The following is a 19,436-nucleotide window of genomic DNA, read 5'->3' as shown; positions in this document are numbered from 1 at the left end:
CGGGGCAATTACTTTACCTCCCAGGTCTCTCCGTTCAACAGGAACTCACGCAGCGAATGGTAAGGCACCTTGCCGGTTACCTCTTTCACCTGGCGGGCCACCTCCTGGTCGTAGGCCGGAGCCTCGACATTGCGTATCACGCCGATGGCCAGCGGCAGTTCGTGACCGTCCATCATGGCCAGACTCTGGTGCATGAAGTTGTCGGGCGACTTGGCATCGTGTACCAGAATGTCGTCGAGTGTCACACCGTTCTCGCCGATGGTCACCGCCTTGAGCTTGTAACCGTCGAGCACGAGACCTCGGTTGTGGTCCTTGCCGAAAATCATCTTCTCGCCATGGCGCAGATGGATGGTGCGGTCGGCCCGGAACTCCTTGTCGGCCACATAGCTGTGGATGTTGTTGTTGAAGATGACGCAGTTTTGCAACAACTCTACCACCGAGGTTCCCTTGTGGCGGGCAGCCTCGACCAGCACCTCCTGCGAAACCGACAGCTCTACGTCGAGCGAACGGGCAAAGAAGGTACCGCGGGCACCAAACACGAGCTCGGCCGGGATGAAGGGGTCTTCTACCGTGCCGTAGGGCGACGACTTGGTCACAAAACCACGGTCGCTCGTGGGCGAATACTGCCCCTTGGTAAGGCCGTAGATCTTGTTGTTCATCAGCACCACGTTGATGTCGACATTCCGGCGCACCGAGTGGATGAAGTGGTTACCGCCGATAGCCAGGCAGTCGCCATCGCCCGAAATCTGCCATACGGTCAGGTCGGGGTTGGCCGTCTTCACGCCGGTAGCAATGGCAGCGGCACGGCCGTGAATGGTGTGGAACCCGTAGGTATTCATGTAGTAGGGCAGACGCGACGAGCAGCCGATACCCGAAACCACTACGGTCTTGTGGGGCGGTATGCCCAGCGTGGCCATGGCTTTCTGCAGCACGTTCACAATCGAGTGGTCTCCGCAACCGGGACACCAGCGCACATACTGATCGCTCTTATAATCTTTTGCCGTATATTCCTTTTGTTCTTCCATGTCTTATTCCTCCAAAAGCTTTGTAAAATGGTCAATCAACTCGCTCACCATAAACGGTTGGGCCTGTATCTTGTTGTAACGCAGGAAGGTCTTGCCGGGGACTTTACCCGAGAGGTAAGCCGCAAACTGACCGTTGTTCAGCTCGCACACAACCACCCGTTTGTACCGGCGGAGCACCTCCTCGGTATTCAGGGGCAGAGGATTGATATAGTTGAAGTGGGCGAATGCCACCGGTTTGCCCTGGGCATTCATGGCCTCGACGGCCGAATAGAGGTGGCCGTAGGTGCCGCCCCAGCCCACTACCAGCAGCTCGGCATCGGGGTTACCCTGCACCTGGAGCAACGGCAGGTCGTTGGCAATGTTGTCGACCTTTTGCTGGCGGGCACGCACCATCTTCTCGTGGTTGGCCGGGTCGGTAGAGATGGCGCTGGTCTTCCAGTCTTTCTCCAGTCCGCCCAGGCGGTGCATGAAGCCTTCGACGCCCGGACGTGCCCAGAAGCGTACCGAACGCTCGTCGCGGTCGTAGGGTTTCCAGGCGCCCAGTTGTTCGGGCTTCACGTAGTTGGGTTTTATTTCGGGATACTCGTCCATGTCGGGGATACGCCAGGCCGAAGAGCCGTTGCCGATGAAACCGTCGGTGAGCAGGATGACGGGCGTCATGTGCTCCAGAGCGATCTTGGCAGCCTGGAAGGCCATGTCGAAGCAGTTGGTCGGAGTCGAAGCAGCCACGACCACAACCGGGCTTTCGCCGTTACGGCCGTAGAGAGCCTGCAACAGGTCGGTCTGCTCGGTCTTGGTGGGCAGACCCGTCGAGGGACCGCCGCGCTGTACGTCGATAACTACCAGCGGAAGCTCCGACATCACGGCCAGACCGATACCCTCGCTCTTCAAGGCCAGACCGGGACCCGAGGTCGAGGTCGCTGCCAGATTCCCGGCAAACGCGGCACCGATGGCGGTGCAGACACCGGCAATCTCATCCTCGACCTGAATGGCTTTTACACCCAGGTCTTTGCGTTTGGCCAGCTCGTGCAGAATGTCGGTGGCGGGGGTGATGGGATAACTGCCCAGGAAAAGGGGCAGACCCGATTTCTCCGAAGCGGCAATCAGGCCCCAGGCGGTGGCGGTGTTGCCGTTCACGTCGGTATAGATACCGGGGCGCACCTGTGCCGACTCTACCCGATAGGTCGATACCGAGGCGTGTATGTTGTGGCCATAGTTGTAACCGTCGCTCATCACCTTGGCATTGGCCTCGTAGATGGCCGGTTTCTTGGCAAACTTATTCTTCAGCAAATGTTGTGCCTGCTCCAGCGGACGGTCGAACAACCAGCAGACGAGGCCCAGCGCAAACATGTTTTTGCACCGCACGATCGACTTGTTGTCGAGACCCGAGTCGGCCAACGAATCCTTCACCATCTGCGTAATGGGCACCAGCACAATCTGTGCATGCGAAAGTCCGGCCTCCTTGATGGGGTCGTCGGTCTGGAAAGCCGCCTTCTCCAAATCGCTGGCGCGGAAGCTGTCGGAGTCGATGATGACCACTCCGCCTCTCTTCACATGACGGGCATTCGTCTTCAAGGCTGCAGGGTTCATGGCCACCAACACATCGGCCAAGTCGCCCGGCGTGTGAACACCCCGTCCTATATGAACCTGAAAACCGGATACTCCACCCAGTGTGCCTTGCGGAGCCCGAATCTCTGCCGGATAATCGGGGAAGGTCGATATTTCATCTCCCATACCGGCCGAAACATTGGAAAAAATATTTCCGGCCAACTGCATGCCATCGCCCGAATCGCCGGAAAATCGTACCACGACTTCTTCCAATACTTTCACTTTCGTTTTTTCTGTCATGTTTACGTTACATTTTTAATTCAACAGAGCTGTTTTTGATTTTATATTAAAATCATTTTGACAAAGATAGTGTTTTTTTGTAAGCATTTGAAATATTTTCATAGAAATATGTAAGCAACCTTACCTCTTTCTATTTAAAACATGGCCATGAAAAGTGCCATATCGTAATAGGGCAGCCCCAGACGTATGCTCAGCTCCTTGTGAGTGAGCTTCCCGCCAAACAGATAAACGGCATTGCGCAGCCGGTCGTCCGACTTGATGTGGCCGTAGAGCATGGCGGGGTCGTTGAGCGAAATGAGCAGGGGCACCAGCAGGTTGCTCAGGGCCATCGAAGCCGTCCGGGCCACGGCACTGCTCACGCTCGAGAGGCAGTAGTGCAGCACGCCGCACTGTTCGTACACCTTGTTGCACGGGGCCTCGCTGCAACTCGAGGTTTCGAAACATCCCCCCTTGTCCATGCAGAGGTCGAAGAGCAGGGCGCCCCGCTTCATCATCTCGACATAGTTCATGCCCAGCCGTCCTTGGTCGGGCACCTCGGTACCGATAACCACATCGGCCGAGCGCATGGCATTTTCCAGCACATGCGGGTGCAGGTTCGAAGTAAAGACCGAGGGGCTCACCTCAAGCTGGGTAGCCCGCAGGCGATAGAAATCGTTGTCGAAGACGCGCACCAGAGCCCCCAGTCCGCAAGCCGCACGGGCTGCCGCACGACCAGCCAAGCCGCCGCCGATAATCAGCACCTCAGAGGCAGCCACACCGGGCACACCGCCCAGCAATACGCCCTTGCCGCCGCTGCGATTACTCAGCAGCTCCGAGGCCAGCACGATGGCGGCACGGCCGTCAATCTCGTCGAGAATATCGGCAAAGAGACAGCGCCCCTGTTCGTCGGTCACCCGATCGATGGCCACGGCGGTCACCTTCTTCTGCATCAACAGTTTGACAACCGAAGCCGACTGATACTGAGGTTGCAGCAGGGTGAGCAGGAACACGCCCGGCCGAATCAAGGCCGCCTCTTCCCCGTTCAGCGGGGTAATCTTGAGCACCACATCGCACTGGAACACCTCGGCGGCATCGACCGCCTGGGCCCCCGCTTCGGTGTAGTGCAGGTCGCTGTATTTGATGCCCTCGCCCGCACCACGCTCGATGAGCACCACAAAGCCCTCCCGGGTGAGCAGCGCCACCCCCTCGGGGGTGAGGGGGAATCGTTTCTCCCCGCCGTTATGTTCGGCCGGCAACCCGACAGACAACCGACGGTTGCCCGACATCACACCCAGCAACTGTTCCTGAGGAGCCATTCCTACATTCAAACTACCCGCCATAGCTTTTTCTGCTTAATTAGATTTATCGGTACTAATATACAAATATCCTTGATAAAACGGTTCGGCCTGCCCGGTTTATTCGGCAGACTCATCGCCGGCCTCTCCCCGCATCAGTTGCGAGAGCCGCTGCACCGCCTCGTCGACCGAATGGGTCGACTCGTACTGCTCGGCATCGAAGGTGTAATCGGCCTGCCGATAGTAGGGCTCGCGCTGCGCCAGCATCCCGGCGATGCAATCGTCCAGCTCTTCGGCCGTCTTGCCGGCCACCAGGGGCCGCTTGACCCGCGCCCGCAACAACCGCCGGCACAACGTCGGTATCGAAGCCGACAGATAGACCGTGACACCCCGACTGCGCATATACTCCATATTGTCGAAGAAGCAGGGGGTACCCCCGCCCGTCGCCACCAACACGTTGTCGAACTCGGCCACCTCGTGCAGCATGCGCCGCTCAATGTCGCGGAATCCCGCTTCGCCCCGCTCGGCAAAGAGGTCGGAGACCCGCTTGCGATACCGGGCCTCGATATAGGCGTCGAGATCGATGAACTCCACATCGAGGAGCTGAGCGGCCCGCCGGCCCAGGGTGGTCTTGCCGGCTGCCATATATCCCACTAAAAAAACAGGCTTCATGGTTGTTGGGTATAAGATAGAGTATCGGTATTCCTGCCGGGGTCCGCCTCGACAGCCAGTTCGCCACCGGTCACCAGAGCCCGATGCTTGGCCCGCCACGTCTCGCCGAACTGGCTGAACTCGAACCCGGCCAGGCTCTCGGTGAGCATCTGCCGGTCGGCCTCCTTCACCGGCAGCCCCGCGATAAACTCGAGTGCCTTCTCCCGCCCCTCGAGGCCCGACAGCAGCACGGCCTTGTTGAGCAGATAGTCCAGGTTGGCTGGCTCCTCCTTCAAATACGATTCGTAGAGCACCAGTGCCTGCGACAACTGGGCACGGGCATCGGCCTCGTCGCCCCGGTCGTAGGCGATGAATCCCTTCACCGTATAGAAATAGGCCTTCAAACGGTTCTTCCCGTCGGGTCCTATCTTCTCGATAGCGGTGGTCGCCGTGCGGTAGGCACTGTCGGGGAGCCACAGATTCAACTCGTTGAGCACCTTCCCGAAGTAGACGTCGATATTTCCGTCGTCGGCCTCGAGAGCCTGTTCGAGCAACCCCTGGGCTACCCTGCAATCGGCGATGGACACTCCGTCGCCCGAGAGCATCGATACCGCCTCTTCATACAGGCGGGTGCTCTCCTCCCGGTCGCTTTTGCCGGGGGCACAGGCAACGAGCCCCCACAAAACGGCCCCCACGATACCACACGTGACGATTTTTCTCATCTTCATTTCCTCCATTCACGGCACCCGTTCCGGCTCCAAGACCGGGCTGCCGGATTGCGATTGCCGCACTAAGCCGTGTAAAGATACGATAAATTTCCCTATTTTTGCACCAGACAACCAAATGAGATTTCAATTATGGCCAAATACAAATACTATGTCGTGTGGGAAGGTCGGGCCCGGGGCATCTTCGACTCGTGGGAAGCGTGCAAAGAGCAGGTCGACAACTTCAAAGGAGCCAAGTACAAAAGTTTCGACAGCCTCGAAGCGGCCACCGAAGCCTTCCGCAATATCCCCGACGACTTCTCGGGCGTCTTGCGCAAAATAGGCGAACGCTCGCGCGACAAGCTCGAAGCTCCCCGACTCAGTCCCGAGGTCATTGCCGACAGCCTGGCCGTCGATGCCGCCTGCAGCGGAAATCCCGGCCACATGGAGTATCGCGGTGTCGACACGAAATCGGGCATCGAGCTCTTCCACGTGGGCCCCATGATGCAGGGCACCAACAACATAGGCGAGTTTCTGGCCCTCGTTCACGGGCTGGCCTATCTGCACCAGCGCGGCTCTGCCATCCCCGTCTACTCCGACAGCCGCAACGCCATCGCCTGGGTGCGGCAAAAGAAGTGCAAGACCAAGCTGCCCCAAACCGCCGTCAACGCCCCCATCTTCAACCTCATCGCCCGGGCCGAACGATGGCTGCAGACCCACACCTACACCAACCCCATCATCAAATGGGAGACCGAGCGGTGGGGCGAAATCCCGGCCGACTTCGGGCGCAAATAGACCCTCTCGATTATTTTTTTCATTCCTATAAAAACTACCAGGGCTGCCTCGCATGAGGCAGCCCTGGTTTACTTTATGTTCACAACCGGCACAGAAGCCACGGAATCAACGTCTTACCACCTTGGCCGTAGTGATGGTACCCGACTCGTCGACCACCTGAACAACCAGGATGGCCGGAGTTGAGGCACCGAGGTCGAGCGTGAAGCTGGTCGCATCGGGAGCCGACTGATGGAGCAACCGTCCATAGAGGTCATAAATGCGGACGGCACTCAGCATCGTCTGACCGCTCACGACAAGCCGACCACCATAGGTATAGACCCGGACGGTATCGTCAGCACTCTCCCCGGCCAACACGGTAATGCCGGTGCCTTGCGGTTCCTTGTATTCGCCCGACGGGATAATCTCGTAGAGGGTCGGGATATTGTGCTCGTTCCACTCGATGCGCACGGCCGTCACCATCTCGTAGTCACGCGTGTCGATGACGGTGGCCAGGTGGTCGAGCGTTCCGGCTTCCACCCATTGAGAGCCATCGTAGAGCGAGACGGCAGGCAATTCGTAGTTGGCATCGAAGGTGGTGTTGTGGTAAATCTCAACGGCCTCGATGTCCATATTCTCGATGAAGGTGTGTTCCACATAACCGGCCTCTTCGGCTCGATAGTTGGTAATCATGTTCTTGTCGGACAGGGCCGAAATCATGGCCTGGTTGTGGTCGGTAGTCTGTGTCACACGGTCTGCCATGACACAACCGAACTCTGCCACCTTGAGCCAATAGCTGCCGATGATATTGGTAATATACAGGCGGAGATACTTACCCGTAGCGCCATTGGCATTGGTGGTGAATGAGTGGGTGTTGGCGTTGATGCCGCCACTGTCGTAGGCTGCCACCTTTGTCCAGCTCTGCCCGTCCAACGACACCTGAAACTCTCCGCTGCCGATGAGCTGGTCGTTCTCCATGAAGGTAACCGTTATCTCAAAAATAGAATGTGGCTCGGCATACTCGAGTTGCAACCAGTCGCCCACCTGCGGCTCGGCGTTGCTCCAGAAGTGCGTACCGGAGTTACCGTCCACGATATTGCCGATATTATAACTCTGGTAGGTGCCGAGCGAAGTGCTGGGTGTGGGTTTGCCTATCTCGGAGGTAGCACCTGCCACAGAGCAGGAAAATTCGGCCAGCTGCATCCAGAACGAACCTTCGACACTGGTTACCATCAGGCGGACATATCGGGCATTGGTACCATTGGCTGCACAGGTATAACGATTATTGACCAGACTGCCGTGGCTGTATTGTGCTATGGTAGTCCATTCGTTGGCGTCGGTAGAGAGTTGAATATCGGCCGTACCGGAAAGGATGTCTTTGCCCGTGAAGACGAGGGTGACGTTGTCGATCGAGTAGACATCGCCATAGTCGAGCTGGATGTAGTGCCCCGCTGCCGTGTTCTCACCACTCCAGAAGAAAGTACCGGTGTTGCCATCGACAGCCAGCTCGAGGGGATAAGAGACATTACCATCGGTGTAGACCTTCAGGTTTGACGTAATAGCCGGAGTGGGTACGACGATTGCGCCCGACGACAAGGAGACGGTCAGAACATCAAAGCCAAGCGATTCCGCCTCGCCGCCGGCAGTGCTGCGAACCAGACGAACGTAGGCCGCATTCTGCGACGACACGGGCAGAGTGGCTGGAGTCCATATCTTGCCATTGATCGAGGTCTCGAAGGTCACCCCTTCAGGCAACTCCATCTCGCCGACTGCCACCTTCTCGATAGCCCCGAGGTAGAGGCCCACGTAATCGCCCCCGGCCAACTCGACACCGCTCAGCCCCGAAAGTGTGGCCCCGGCATCCTTCACAGTCAGGTTGAAAGCCGCCGGGTCCAGGTTGGTGACAACCTGCGCCTGCTCGGGTTCCGGCCAGTCACCGGGCAGGTTGGCGCCCAGGGTCTCATACAGATAGTCCACAAACGGACGGGTGTAAGAGTTGGCCGGATGCACCTCATAGCTCACCACGTGCGAGTCGGTGCCGTAGCCCTCGAGCTCGGAGATAAAATACTGCGGCTCGATGCCCAAACCCGTATAGAGCGAAATGATGCTTGCAAACGATGTCCAAGAGTCGGAGCGGCTCATCGACTCACCATTTTCGAGCAGGTCGAGCGACTTCTGGATGATAGTGGCGTAAGCCTTCAACTTGGCACACCAGGCCTTGACATCGGTGGCGAACAGGCGGTAGTCTCGGTTGTCGCTGTTTGCCATCACGGTTTCGATATATTCGCAAGCGGCTTGCAACCGGGCCATCTCCTCGCGGATGGCCGCGCCCTCTGCCGGGAAGTTGCCGTCGCTGTATTTCGACTTGAATGCCTCATAGAGGTCGATAATCTCCTGATCTTCATAGATAGCATCGGTATAGCGGGCAAACAGCCGTATCTGGTTCGCCGTCTCGGTATCGCCCGCTTCGGCCAGGTAGTCGAAGCAGTCGTTCCAGTTTTGCATCACATCGAACTGATTGGGATTCCAGCAATAGTCTGCCAGGCCGAACAGCCCCACCTTGGCAGCCTGCGACTGCTTCTCGGGGTTGAGAATGACACCGCCCAAGGTGCTGATGCCCCCCTTCTCGGGAACGAGGTTGTAGTGAGCCGTGAGTTCGCGCATGTAGAGGCGGTCGTCGTTGTTGTCGTTGACCGTCGCGTTCCACCAGAACAACGGGTTGCGTCCTATGTAGCCTGCCATCGCATCGCAGTCTTTCTTGTCCAGGTCGCCGCATACGGCATAACCGGTGAAACCGATGACCACGTCCTTGTCAACACTTGCCATCTGAGTCAGATAGGAAGCTGCTCCCTGATACATCAGAGCGTATGTGGCAGGAACATAGAAAAGGGGTGCAATCTTCTCGTCCTCAGCCTGGCTGGGAAACTCCTCCTTCAGCCGCTTCTGTGTCTGGTCGGGCAGGTGGGCCTGCATCTGCGCCGACGGGTTGCGATCCATATCGTCGATACATACACTGAAAGCACGCACGCCCAGGTCGTACATGTGGTGGTATTTCTGCATCAGCAGCTCCACGCCTTCATCCACCGTCGCCGTGCTGGAGAAGTCCATCGACACTTGTCCGCCGGGAGCCAGACCCGGATGGGCAGCCCAGACAAAGTGCACGTTGCAAGCCCGAGCAGTCTCGGCCATGCGGCGCACGTCATCTTGCGTAATCCACCCCATGCGGCGTTGCTCTTCAGTGATCTCTGTCGGATACTCCTCCGTCCAATAGCCCAGGTGGTAAGGGTCCATCTTGGGTGCATAGATGAAGACATTCATCTTGAAACGTTTGAAGAACTCGAACAGGCTGCAGTGTGCATCCACCGAATAGGGGTTGCCATAGAATCCCTCGATTGCACCACGCCACTGGCAGTGCGAGTAGTCTTCATAAGTCACCTCGTGCAGCGCAGCCCCTGCGGCCTGCTCCAGAATCTGCTCCAGGGTGGCGAAGGCATAGTATTCCGAACGCTCGCCATTGCCCAGCACCACGATGTTGCCGTCGGCAATCTGCATCACATGGGCGTCAAAGCGGTTGGGCGCCTCGGTGAACACCTCCTTGGAGACACCTTGGCTCGTGGCATAGGTATCTGCCACATCGCCCGAACCGGCCACGCCCACATACAGGTTGGTCAACTCGGACGAAGCCGACTCACTCAGTTGGAAGGTGTACCCGGCCCCCTCCAGCACCTCCTGGATACGGTCCTTGGTCACACGACCGATGCCCGAGCCGCAAACCACGTTGATGGTCGGTGTCAACTCCACCGTGCCACTTCCTTCGGTCGTCTGCTGGGGAATGGGATAAATGGTATAGGTCTGGGCATGAGCCAAAGTCATACCTATCAGACATACAAGCAGTAATAAGACTTTTTTCATGGGATTATAGAATTTCGGTTAACAGGTATCAGCAGATTATAGTCATCTGAAAATTTGACAATTAGCGACAATCGCCATATCTCTGTCGCATGGAGATGCAAAGCCATGCAAGCTGCACTCGCCATACTCGTCAGAGACAAAGTTAATGAATTGTTTCGTATGGGCGATAACTTCGGTAAGTTTTTGACCCCACAATACAAACGACAGGGGCGCCCCAAAAGAATGGGACACCCCTTGTGTATCTATATTTACCCCGGCACCAAGGCCGCAGGCAATCAGTCGATGATGTCGAAACCGCAGTAGGGAACCAGCACCTTAGGTATCTTGATACCCTCGGGGGTCTGGTTGTTTTCGAGCAGAGCTGCCACGATACGCGGCAAAGCCAGTGCACTACCGTTGAGGGTGTGGCACAGGTGCATCTTCTTGTCGGCACCGCGGTAACGACAGTGCAGACGGTTGGCCTGGTAGCTCTCGAAGTTGGAAACCGAGCTAACCTCGAGCCAGCGTTTCTGAGCGGCCGAGAATACCTCGAAGTCGAAGGTGATGGCCGAGGTGAAGCTCATGTCGCCACCGCACAGACGCAGGATGTGCCAGGGCAATTCGAGACGCTCGACCAGACTTTGCACGTGGTCCTTCATCTCCTCGAGAGCCTCGTACGAGTGGTCGGGGTGCTGTATCTGTACAATCTCTACCTTGTCGAACTGGTGCAGACGATTCAGACCGCGCACGTCTTTGCCGTACGAACCGGCTTCGCGGCGGAAGCAAGCCGAGTAAGCGGTATTCTTGATAGGCAGGTCGCTCTCGTTGAAAATCACGTCGCGGTAGAGGTTGGTCACCGGTACCTCGGCGGTAGGAATCAGGTAGAGGTCATCCTCGTTGCAGTGGTACATCTGACCCTCTTTGTCGGGCAGCTGTCCCGTGCCGTAACCCGATGCGGCATTCACCACATAAGGCGGCTGTATCTCCAGGTATCCGGCCTCACGGGCGGCGTCGAGGAAGAACGAAATCAAGGCGCGTTGCAGGCGGGCACCCTTGCCTTTGTAGACGGGGAATCCGGCACCGGTAATCTTCACGCCCAATTCGAAATCGATAAGGTCGTATTTCTTGGCCAACTCCCAGTGAGGCAGAGCATCCTCGGGCAGGTTGGGCATCACGCCACCGGTCTTCTCGACAATGTTGTCGGCAGCGGTACGTCCCTCGGGCACACCGGCATAAGGCAGGTTGGGGACAGTCAACAAAATATCGGTAATCTCTTTCTCGGCCGATACCATCGACTCTTCGAGCGCTTTGGTCGACTCCTTGATGGCAGCCGTCTGAGCTTTCACGGCCTCGGCCTCCTCTTTCTTTCCGGCTTTCATCAGTTGCCCGGTCTGGGCGGCCAATCCTTTCAGTTCGGCCAATTTGCCATCGAGTTCGGCTTGCGAAGCGCGACGGATTTTATCCAGTTCGAGTACCCGGTTGATAGCCTCTCTCCCGTCGAAATGCTTGATAGCCAACCGGCGAATCACATCTTCGGGATTCTCTTTAATGACACTAAGTGTAAGCATAGTCTAAATTTCGTATATTGTATTCTCGTTTACGACAACAGTTCTTTTACTTTGGCCGAGATGGCACGACCGTCGGCACGACCGGCCAACTGTTTGGAGGCCACGCCCATCACCTTGCCCATCTCTTGCGGTTTGGTGGCACCTACCTGAGCAATGATGGCCTTGAGGGCTTCGGTCAGCTCTTCGTCGGTCATCTGTTTGGGCAGATAGGTTTCGATAACGGCAGCTTCGGCCAGTTCGGGTTCGGCCAAGTCGGGGCGGTTCTGCTCCGAATAAATCTGTGCGCTCTCCTTGCGCTGTTTTACCATCTTGGCCAATATCTTCATCGCCGTCTCGTCCGACAGTTCGCCGTCGGCACCCTTGGCGGTCTTTGCTTCGAGAAACTCTTTCTTGATACCCCGCAGGGCTTCGAGTCTTACCTTGTCTTTTGCCAGCATGGCACTTTTGATGTCGTTGCTGACCTGATCAAATAAATTCATAATCTATACTATTTTACAGGTTTCAATCAAAACTTTATGGAACGGCGGTTGCTCGTCGGCTCCTCCTTGCGCTTCTCGCCTCCCTCGAAATTGTCGCGGAAGTCTTTGGGCCGATCGTAGGCCGGGGCATTCTCGAGCTTCTCGATCAACGCGTTGTTGTCGAGCTGGTCGGGACGCAGCACGATGTACTGCGACTGGGCTATGTGCTCGTCGGCATCGCCGCCGTACTCGCCCTTGAAGGTGAGGTCCGATACCTCGAAGCCGGTGGCCAGAATCGTGATGCGCACCTTCTTGCCCAGCGACGAATCGTGGGTATAGCCCCAGATTACCTTCACCCGTTTCTTGAAGCGGGTCATAAAGGCGTTCAGCTCCTTGGCCTCTTCGATACGCAACTCGTCGGTCTCTTCGGGCGAGAAGTAGAGGTTGAAGAGCACCCGCTCCGAGTCATAGATGTCGCTCTCCTTGAGCAGCGGCGAGATGAGTGCATTCTGTATGGCCTTGCTCATGCGGTGCTCACCCTCGCCCTCGCCGGTACTGATGACGGCGGCACCTCCGTTTTTCAGGGTAGTGCGCACATCGGCAAAGTCGAGGTTTATCTTACCGTTCTTCGACACCAGCTCGGCAATGCTGCGGGCCGCGTTGGCCAGGGCATCATCGGCTTTGGAGAAGGCGTTGGTCCACGAGAGGTCGGGATAGATTTTGCACAGACGCTCGTTGTTGATTACCAGCAGGGCGTCGACGTGCTTGCGCATCTCCTCGACACCGGCAAAGGCCTGCAGAATCTTGGGCTCGCCCTCGAAGAGGAACGGTATGGTAACGATACCCACCGTGAGCATGCCCTTCTCCTTGGCGATGCGGGCCACTACCGGGCCGGCACCCGTACCGGTGCCTCCACCCATACCGGCGGTGATGAATACCATGCGGGTCTCATCCTCGAAGAGGGACGAGATGCGACCGTCCAGTTTCTCATACTCCTCGGCCAGGCGCTTGCCCTCCTCGGGCTCGCCGCCGGCACCCTCGTCGCCGATGGCCACCTTGATGGGGACCGGCGAGTCGAACATGGCCTGGGGATCGGTATTGCACAGGGCCAGACTCACGCCCTGAATATTCTGCCGATACATGTAGTTGACAGCGTTTCCGCCACCACCACCTACGCCCACGACCTTTATCTTGATAGGCTCTTCTTTCCTCTCTCCGACCCCGGGGACGATGAAGTCGGGCAACTTGGAGCTATTTATATCTACATCGTTCATAACCTTCTACTTTTAATAGTTATCGTTTTCATCATCGAGCAGAGTCTCGGCCTTCTTGACCATATCTCTCAACTTACCGAATAAGCCGGGCTTGTTGGCTTTCTCCTTTTCCTTACGCTCTTTCTCGCGTTTCTTGGCCTCTTCGGCTTCGCGTTTGCGGCGCTCCTTCTCGGCCCGTTTGCGACGCTCCTGTTCCTCTTTTTCGCGAGCCCGTTGCTCTCTCGGGTCTACGGGTTCCTCTTCCTCCTCGACCTGCGGCTCCACCTCGGGGGTCGCAGCCGGCCGGGCTATTACCTCCACGCAGTTTTCACGGCCCGAATAGAGCAGGCCCAATATCTGCAGATAGTCGGCGCTCTTCGATTGCGAAGCTACGTCGAGCAACATATCCTGACGGAGGGCACCCTTGCGAACCTTGATGTCGCACTTCTCGGCCAGGAGCTCGGTGAGGTTGGAGAGCTTGGAGGCTCCGCCCACAATCACCATGCCGGCGCCCAGGCTCTTGCGGTCGCACTTGGCATAATCGAAGTGTGCGTTCACGTTGGCCACAATCTCTTCGATACGAGCCTTGACCACCTTCGAGAGGTCGAGGCTCTTGATTTCCGAACCGCTCTCGCCGCGCAGTGTAATGTTCGACTCCTCGCCCACCATCTTGGCCGACCCCAAACGAATCTTGAACGACTCGGCCTCGGCAGCCGTCACGTTCAGCGTCATAATGTCGCGCGTGATGTTCTGCCCGCCCAGCGGTATGGTCGAGAGGTAACGCAAGAATCCATCCTTGTAAATCGAGACGGTAGTCGTGTCGGCCCCAAAATCGACCAGCATGACACCGGCCTGACGCTCCTCGTTGCTCAAGGCCACATAGGCGGTCGAGAGGGCCGTGGGTATATAATGAGCCACCGTCAAATCGCCTTGGAAACAGCGGGCGGCACTTTTCTTGAGTTCGTCGCGGGCCACAATCAGCTTCACGCCCATCTTCAGGCTCGAGCCAACCAGCTCTTCCCGACCGATGCGCGGCTGATCGTCGACCGTCACTTCGGTGCGAACCACCTCCAGAATATCGGCTCCGGCGATAGGCATCTCGCGGGCCTCCTCCTGCAGGTGTTTGATTATATCTTCGTTGATGAGCGTACCCTCGGGATAATCGCGGCTGATCAGATGATCCTCAGCATGGAGCGACTGACCGCTGATGCCGACATAGACCTGCTTGATCTTCTTCGAGGTCCCTATGCGGTTACTCAGTTTGACTATCAGGCGTCTGATTTTTGCCGATACTTCGTCGGGGCGAACCACGAAACCGCGTTTCACACTCCCGCTCAACGATTCGGTATCTACGCCAAGCACAGTAACAACCCCCTTGAGAGAACGGGTTGCTATGGCTCCTCTTATCTTCGAGCTCCCGATCTCAATAGCTACTATGTATCTCTCCGTATCCATATCTTTCTCTATTAGTTTTTATTTCACCACTTTTTTCTACGCGTACAAACCACCTGATTCTTAAACTTCAGTGAAACGGTGTCGTACATCGTCCAACCGGTCTTGCTGAATACATCCTTATAGACCAGCATCAGATTGTCGAACTTCGTCTCATAATCCTCCACCGAGCCCAGCAGAATCGTCTGCTTGCCGACCCGGGGCACCAACTCCACTTCATGACGCTCATTGACATAAATTTGTTCAATCTGAGCATTCCAAAAAGGATGCCCGTAAATATACCGGGCCATCGGCAACAGGTCGAGATAGGTCAGCGTACTGTCTACCTGCCCGGTCACCAGAGGCAACGGGGTGCGATACTGCGCCACGGCAACAATGCGATGCCCTTCGGTATCGACGTAATAGTTGCTGCCATTGGCCATCACCCGCATTACGGGAATGCGCTGGGTTACCTTCACACACACGGTGCCCCCTACCTCCTTGTAACACTCGACCGAACCTAACACGCCATTCAGCATGAGGGTTCGCTCCATATCTTCGGTATTGACCTCCCCCATCGGTTTTCCGCAGGGGTCCAAATCGTACTCTTCGATATATCTATATACATCGGCCGGTGAGATATAGTGATGCGTAGCACTGTCCAGGACCTCGACCTGCAAGTCGAGACACTTCTCCTCGGCCGCATGCGAGCGGAGGACAAAGAACGCGACAAACAGGTAGACCACAAGCACTACCATCAACAGAAATCTCAACAAGACCTTCATTTTGCCTCCACGATTGATGCTATCTCGGGAAGCAGACGATCTATATCGCCGGCTCCCATCGTCAATAAAATGTCAAAGTTACACTCTTTTATCCGTTCTAACAACTTTTCGCGCAAACAAAGTTCTTTATCTCTGCATGTTATCCGGTCGAAAATAAGTTGCGACGTGACTCCCGGTATAGGCAATTCGCGAGCCGGATAAATATCGAGCAGTATCACCTGGTCGGCCATCGACAGCGCCTCGGCAAACTGGGGCGCAAAATCGCGGGTGCGACTATACAGGTGGGGCTGGAAGATAACCGTGAGTTTACGCCCGGGATAGAGGGCCCGTACCGAACGGATACTGGCTTTCAGCTCGTCGGGGTGATGGGCATAATCGTCTATCATCACGCGGTCGTCGCGTTTCACCCAGAACTCGAACCGCCGCTTGGCTCCCTTGAACGAGGCCATGGCCCGCCGCATGTCGTCGTCGGCCACCCCGTTCAACCGGGCTATGGCCATGGCGACCACGGCATTCTCGATGTTGATGTCGACGGGGACACCCAGCTCGACATCGGTCACCACACCGTCGGGGGCTACGAAGTCGAAGAGAATCGTACCGTTGCCCACCCGGATATTATCGGCGTGGAAATCGCCGCCGTCGCGGGCCGAATAGGTGTAGACCTTCACCCCCTCCTGCACACGGGGCACCAGCTTGATACCCTTCTTGATGACCAGACAGCCACCCGGCTGGATGAGCGAGGTGAAGTGTGCGAAGCTCTCGAGATAGGCCTCCTCGGTACCGTAGATGTCGAGGTGGTCGGGGTCGGTAGCCGTCACCACCGCCATATAGGGGTGCAACCAGTGGAACGAACGGTCGTACTCGTCGGCCTCGATTACCGTAAAGGGCGAGTGGTCCGACAGGATGAGGTTGCTGTTGTAGTTGCGCAGGATACCGCCCAGAAAGGCGTTGCACCCGATGGGCGACTCGTGAAAGATGTGGGCCGCCATGCTCGAGGTGGTCGTCTTGCCGTGCGTACCCGAGAAGCAAAGCCCCTTGCTCGACTGGGTGATGAGCCCCAGCAGCTCGGCCCGTTTCACCACCTTGAAGCCGTGCTCTCTGAAGTAGACCAGCCCGGCATGTGTGGCGGGAATGGCCGGGGTATAGACGACGAGCGTCGTTTTCGGGTCGCGGCAATAGTCGGGGATGAGGTCGACCGACTCGTCATAGACAATCTCGAGCCCCTCGCTCTGCAAGGCTTCGGTCAGGGGCGACGAGGTGCGGTCGTAACCGGCCACCCGGTATCCCTTTGCCAGGAAATAACGCACCAGCGCACTCATACCTATGCCGCCGGCACCTATGAAATAAAGCGAACTGTACTGTTTCATTTTTTATCGACTATGTCAAATATTATATCGGCAATACGCGCGGCCGAATCGCGCTGAGCCAGTTTCGAAATCTGCCGGCTCATCGACTCCAGACAATCCTCGTCGTTCACCACCGAGAGGGCGCAGGGCATCAACCGCTGACGGGCCTCGGCGTCGCGCACCAGAATGGCGGCTCCCTTCGACGAGAGGGCCTCGGCATTCTTGGTCTGGTGGTCTTCGGCTACATTGGGCGAAGGTACCAGAATGGCCGGCTTACCCAACAGGCAGAGCTCCGAGATAGAGCTGGCTCCGGCCCGCGAAATCACCAGGTCGGCAGCCTTGTAGGCCAAGTCCATGCGAGCTATAAAGGGCATCTGTTTGATGCAGGCCGGGTCGCCCGCCGCCTTCAATGCGGCGCGGGCCTTCTCGTCGAACCGCTTGCCGCACTGCCAGATAAGCTGCACGCCGCTCTTCACGATTTCGGGGATAGACTCGACAACGGCCGTGTTGAGGGTGAGAGCCCCCAGACTGCCGCCGATGAGCAGAATGGTCTTCTTGTGCGGGTCGAGCCCGAAGAAGTCGAACGCCTCGTCGCGAGTGAGCCGGTCGTTGCACAAGTCCTGCCGCACGGGGTTCCCCGTAAGCACTATTTTACCGGCGGGGAAAAACCGCTCCATCCCCTCATAGGCCACACAGATGGTGTGCGCCTTCGAAGCCAGCAGTTTGTTGGTGACACCCGCATAGGAGTTCTGCTCCTGAATGAGGGTGGGCACCCCCCGGCGGGCTGCCGCCCACAGCGTGGGACCGCTGGCATAACCGCCTACGCCCACGGCAATATCGGGGTTGAACCCGCGCACAATCTGGCGGGCCAGCCGCAGGCTCTTGCCCAACCGCCACAACACCTTGAAGTTGGCCAGCAGGTTGCTGCGGTTGAAGCCGCTCACGGGAAGCCCTTCGATGCGGTATCCGGCAGCCGGTACCTTCTCCATCTCCATCCGGTTCTCGGCCCCGACAAACAAGATGTCGGCCTCGGGGCAACGGGCCTTTATCGCATTGGCAATGGATATGGCGGGGAAGATGTGCCCCCCGGTACCACCGCCGCTTATCAATACTCTGATTGCTCGTTTCATCATAGCCTCCTTATGCTAAATTGGTGGGATTGGCAGCCTGCAAATCTTCGGGCAAACCGCTCTCCCGTTCCGACTTGATATTTGCTCCTGTATCTTTCACGGCATACCGGCTCACGCTGAGCATGACCCCGAAGGCAAAGCTCATCATCCATATCGAGGTTCCACCCTTACTGATGAGCGGCAGCGGCTGACCCGAAACCGGGAATACCCCTACCACGATAGCCATGTTGAAGAGAGCCTGCAACACAATCATCACCGCCATACCCATCACCAGCAGGGCCGGGAAGGCTTTGGTGCATCGCCGGGCAATGAGCCCCGCCCGCGCCAGAATCATGAGGTAGACCAGCAATAGTCCTACCCCGCCGACCACAAAACCCAGGTCTTCGATGATGATGGCATAGATATAGTCCGAGAAAGCCAGCGGCAGCCGCGAAGCCTCCCGACTGTTGCCGGGCCCTACACCGGTGATACCACCGTGGGCCATCGCCATGGCAGCCCGATGCTCCTGACGGTTGGCATCGGTCGTCTCTTTCTCATACTCGGGCGTCGAGTCGAAGAAGTCTTCCAACCGGCTCTTCCACGTAGAGCTTCGCTGGATAAGCACATCTTTCTTCTCACCATCCTGGACCGTCTGTTCCTGCTTGTTGAAGAGTTCTCTCTCGGTCAGAATATCCTTGGCCTGCATCACGGCCAGTGCCAGGACGAGATAGACCAGAAAGATAATGCCCAACTTGTACCACTCCACACCGCCTATCAGCATCATGCACACGCTGATGCCGATAAACAGCAACGTGTTGGTGAGCCCTTGGGTAAACAGCAGACCGCTGAAGATGGTCACCAGCACCACGACCAGCACCACTCCCTTCGTGTTCACCCCTCGCTTGATTTGCGATTTGGCCAGCACGGTTGCCATGGCCAGCACGATGGTGACCTTGGCCACCTCCGAACCTTGCAGCGAGACTCCCCACACCGTGATGGTACGCTTGGCCCCATTGAGCATGTCGCCCCAAAAGAGAATGCACACCAGCAACACGATGGCCGCCGGTATCATCAGATAGGCCATCACCTTGAACCACTTGTAGTGCACCCTCGAGGTCACATAGGTTATCAGGAATCCCGAAAAGAGAAGCAACACATGCTTGATAATAGGGGTATAGACATCGCCTCCCGTAATCTCCCGGCTGATGGCACTATATACCTCGACCACCGAAACGATATACAGGATGATGATGATGCCCCAAATGTAGGGATCGCTCCTCCTCGGTTTCTCAACTGCCTCTTCTTTCATCATTTCGTTCTCG

15 protein-coding genes are annotated in these 19,436 nt (G+C 57.1%); 1 reads left to right on the top strand and 14 read right to left on the bottom strand.

Annotated elements, in window-relative coordinates:
- Nucleotides 1–8: 8 nt before the first annotated feature.
- From Q1K76_RS07390 to Q1K76_RS07370, 5 genes are all read right to left on the bottom strand, one after another.
- A complete protein-coding gene (locus tag Q1K76_RS07390; protein WP_087409377.1) occupies nucleotides 9–1,025 on the bottom strand; it encodes a 2-oxoacid:ferredoxin oxidoreductase subunit beta in 1,017 nt (338 codons plus the stop codon).
- 3 nt (nucleotides 1,026–1,028) lie between these two features.
- Nucleotides 1,029–2,873, bottom strand: a complete 1,845-nt coding sequence (locus tag Q1K76_RS07385; RefSeq protein ID WP_300132216.1) for a 2-oxoacid:acceptor oxidoreductase subunit alpha — start codon at nucleotides 2,871–2,873, stop codon at nucleotides 1,029–1,031.
- A 134-nt stretch (nucleotides 2,874–3,007) separates the two neighbouring features.
- Nucleotides 3,008–4,192, bottom strand: a complete 1,185-nt coding sequence (locus Q1K76_RS07380) for a hypothetical protein (RefSeq protein WP_087409375.1) — start codon at nucleotides 4,190–4,192, stop codon at nucleotides 3,008–3,010.
- A gap of 75 nt (nucleotides 4,193–4,267) precedes the next feature.
- Nucleotides 4,268–4,819 carry a shikimate kinase gene (locus Q1K76_RS07375; RefSeq protein ID WP_298662233.1) on the bottom strand — a complete coding sequence of 184 codons (552 nt, stop codon included), beginning with the start codon at nucleotides 4,817–4,819 and terminating at the stop codon, nucleotides 4,268–4,270.
- The gene (locus Q1K76_RS07370) at nucleotides 4,816–5,520 is read right to left on the bottom strand and encodes a hypothetical protein (RefSeq protein WP_300132212.1); all 705 of its coding nucleotides are present in this window, start codon (nucleotides 5,518–5,520) and stop codon (nucleotides 4,816–4,818) included. Before Q1K76_RS07370 ends, Q1K76_RS07375 begins: the two co-directional genes overlap by 4 nt.
- A 135-nt stretch (nucleotides 5,521–5,655) precedes the next feature.
- Between Q1K76_RS07370 and Q1K76_RS07365 the strand changes: the two genes are divergently transcribed.
- Nucleotides 5,656–6,297: a viroplasmin family protein gene (locus Q1K76_RS07365; protein WP_300132209.1), complete on the top strand. Its 642-nt coding sequence runs from the start codon at nucleotides 5,656–5,658 to the stop codon at nucleotides 6,295–6,297.
- A 105-nt stretch (nucleotides 6,298–6,402) separates the two neighbouring features.
- Here Q1K76_RS07365 and Q1K76_RS07360 read toward each other — a convergent pair whose 3' ends face one another.
- The 9 genes from Q1K76_RS07360 to Q1K76_RS07320 all read right to left on the bottom strand — a co-directional run bounded on the left by Q1K76_RS07360 (nucleotide 6,403) and on the right by Q1K76_RS07320 (nucleotide 19,426).
- On the bottom strand, nucleotides 6,403–10,185 hold the full coding sequence (locus Q1K76_RS07360) for a beta-N-acetylglucosaminidase domain-containing protein (protein WP_300132206.1): 3,783 nt from the start codon (nucleotides 10,183–10,185) through the stop codon (nucleotides 6,403–6,405).
- A 275-nt stretch (nucleotides 10,186–10,460) separates the two neighbouring features.
- Nucleotides 10,461–11,732 (bottom strand): serine--tRNA ligase, encoded by a 1,272-nt coding sequence (serS, locus tag Q1K76_RS07355; protein ID WP_087409370.1) that lies wholly within the window; start codon nucleotides 11,730–11,732, stop codon nucleotides 10,461–10,463.
- Between the two features lie 29 nt (nucleotides 11,733–11,761).
- A complete protein-coding gene (locus Q1K76_RS07350) occupies nucleotides 11,762–12,211 on the bottom strand; it encodes a GatB/YqeY domain-containing protein (RefSeq protein ID WP_087409369.1) in 450 nt (149 codons plus the stop codon).
- A 26-nt stretch (nucleotides 12,212–12,237) separates the two neighbouring features.
- Complete coding sequence (gene ftsZ / locus Q1K76_RS07345) at nucleotides 12,238–13,464, bottom strand: cell division protein FtsZ (RefSeq protein WP_087409368.1); 1,227 nt, start codon at nucleotides 13,462–13,464, stop codon at nucleotides 12,238–12,240.
- Nucleotides 13,465–13,476: 12 nt separating this feature from the next.
- Nucleotides 13,477–14,898, bottom strand: coding sequence for a cell division protein FtsA (gene ftsA, locus Q1K76_RS07340; RefSeq protein WP_087409367.1), 1,422 nt, complete (start codon nucleotides 14,896–14,898; stop codon nucleotides 13,477–13,479).
- A 23-nt stretch (nucleotides 14,899–14,921) separates the two neighbouring features.
- Nucleotides 14,922–15,647, bottom strand: coding sequence for a cell division protein FtsQ/DivIB (locus tag Q1K76_RS07335; RefSeq protein WP_158096878.1), 726 nt, complete (start codon nucleotides 15,645–15,647; stop codon nucleotides 14,922–14,924).
- 8 nt (nucleotides 15,648–15,655) lie between these two features.
- Nucleotides 15,656–17,026: a UDP-N-acetylmuramate--L-alanine ligase gene (murC, locus tag Q1K76_RS07330; RefSeq protein WP_300132202.1), complete on the bottom strand. Its 1,371-nt coding sequence runs from the start codon at nucleotides 17,024–17,026 to the stop codon at nucleotides 15,656–15,658.
- Nucleotides 17,023–18,135, bottom strand: coding sequence for an undecaprenyldiphospho-muramoylpentapeptide beta-N-acetylglucosaminyltransferase (murG, locus tag Q1K76_RS07325; RefSeq protein ID WP_258327743.1), 1,113 nt, complete (start codon nucleotides 18,133–18,135; stop codon nucleotides 17,023–17,025). The genes murC and murG overlap by 4 nt, the downstream gene beginning before the upstream one ends.
- 10 nt (nucleotides 18,136–18,145) lie before the next feature.
- Nucleotides 18,146–19,426, bottom strand: a complete 1,281-nt coding sequence (locus Q1K76_RS07320; RefSeq protein WP_300132199.1) for an FtsW/RodA/SpoVE family cell cycle protein — start codon at nucleotides 19,424–19,426, stop codon at nucleotides 18,146–18,148.
- Nucleotides 19,427–19,436: the final 10 nt, after the last annotated feature.

It is taken from the genome of uncultured Barnesiella sp. (genome assembly GCF_946496565.1).
Lineage (GTDB): Bacteria > Bacteroidota > Bacteroidia > Bacteroidales > Barnesiellaceae > Barnesiella > Barnesiella merdigallinarum.
This window is presented reverse-complemented; position numbering and strand designations above follow the sequence as displayed.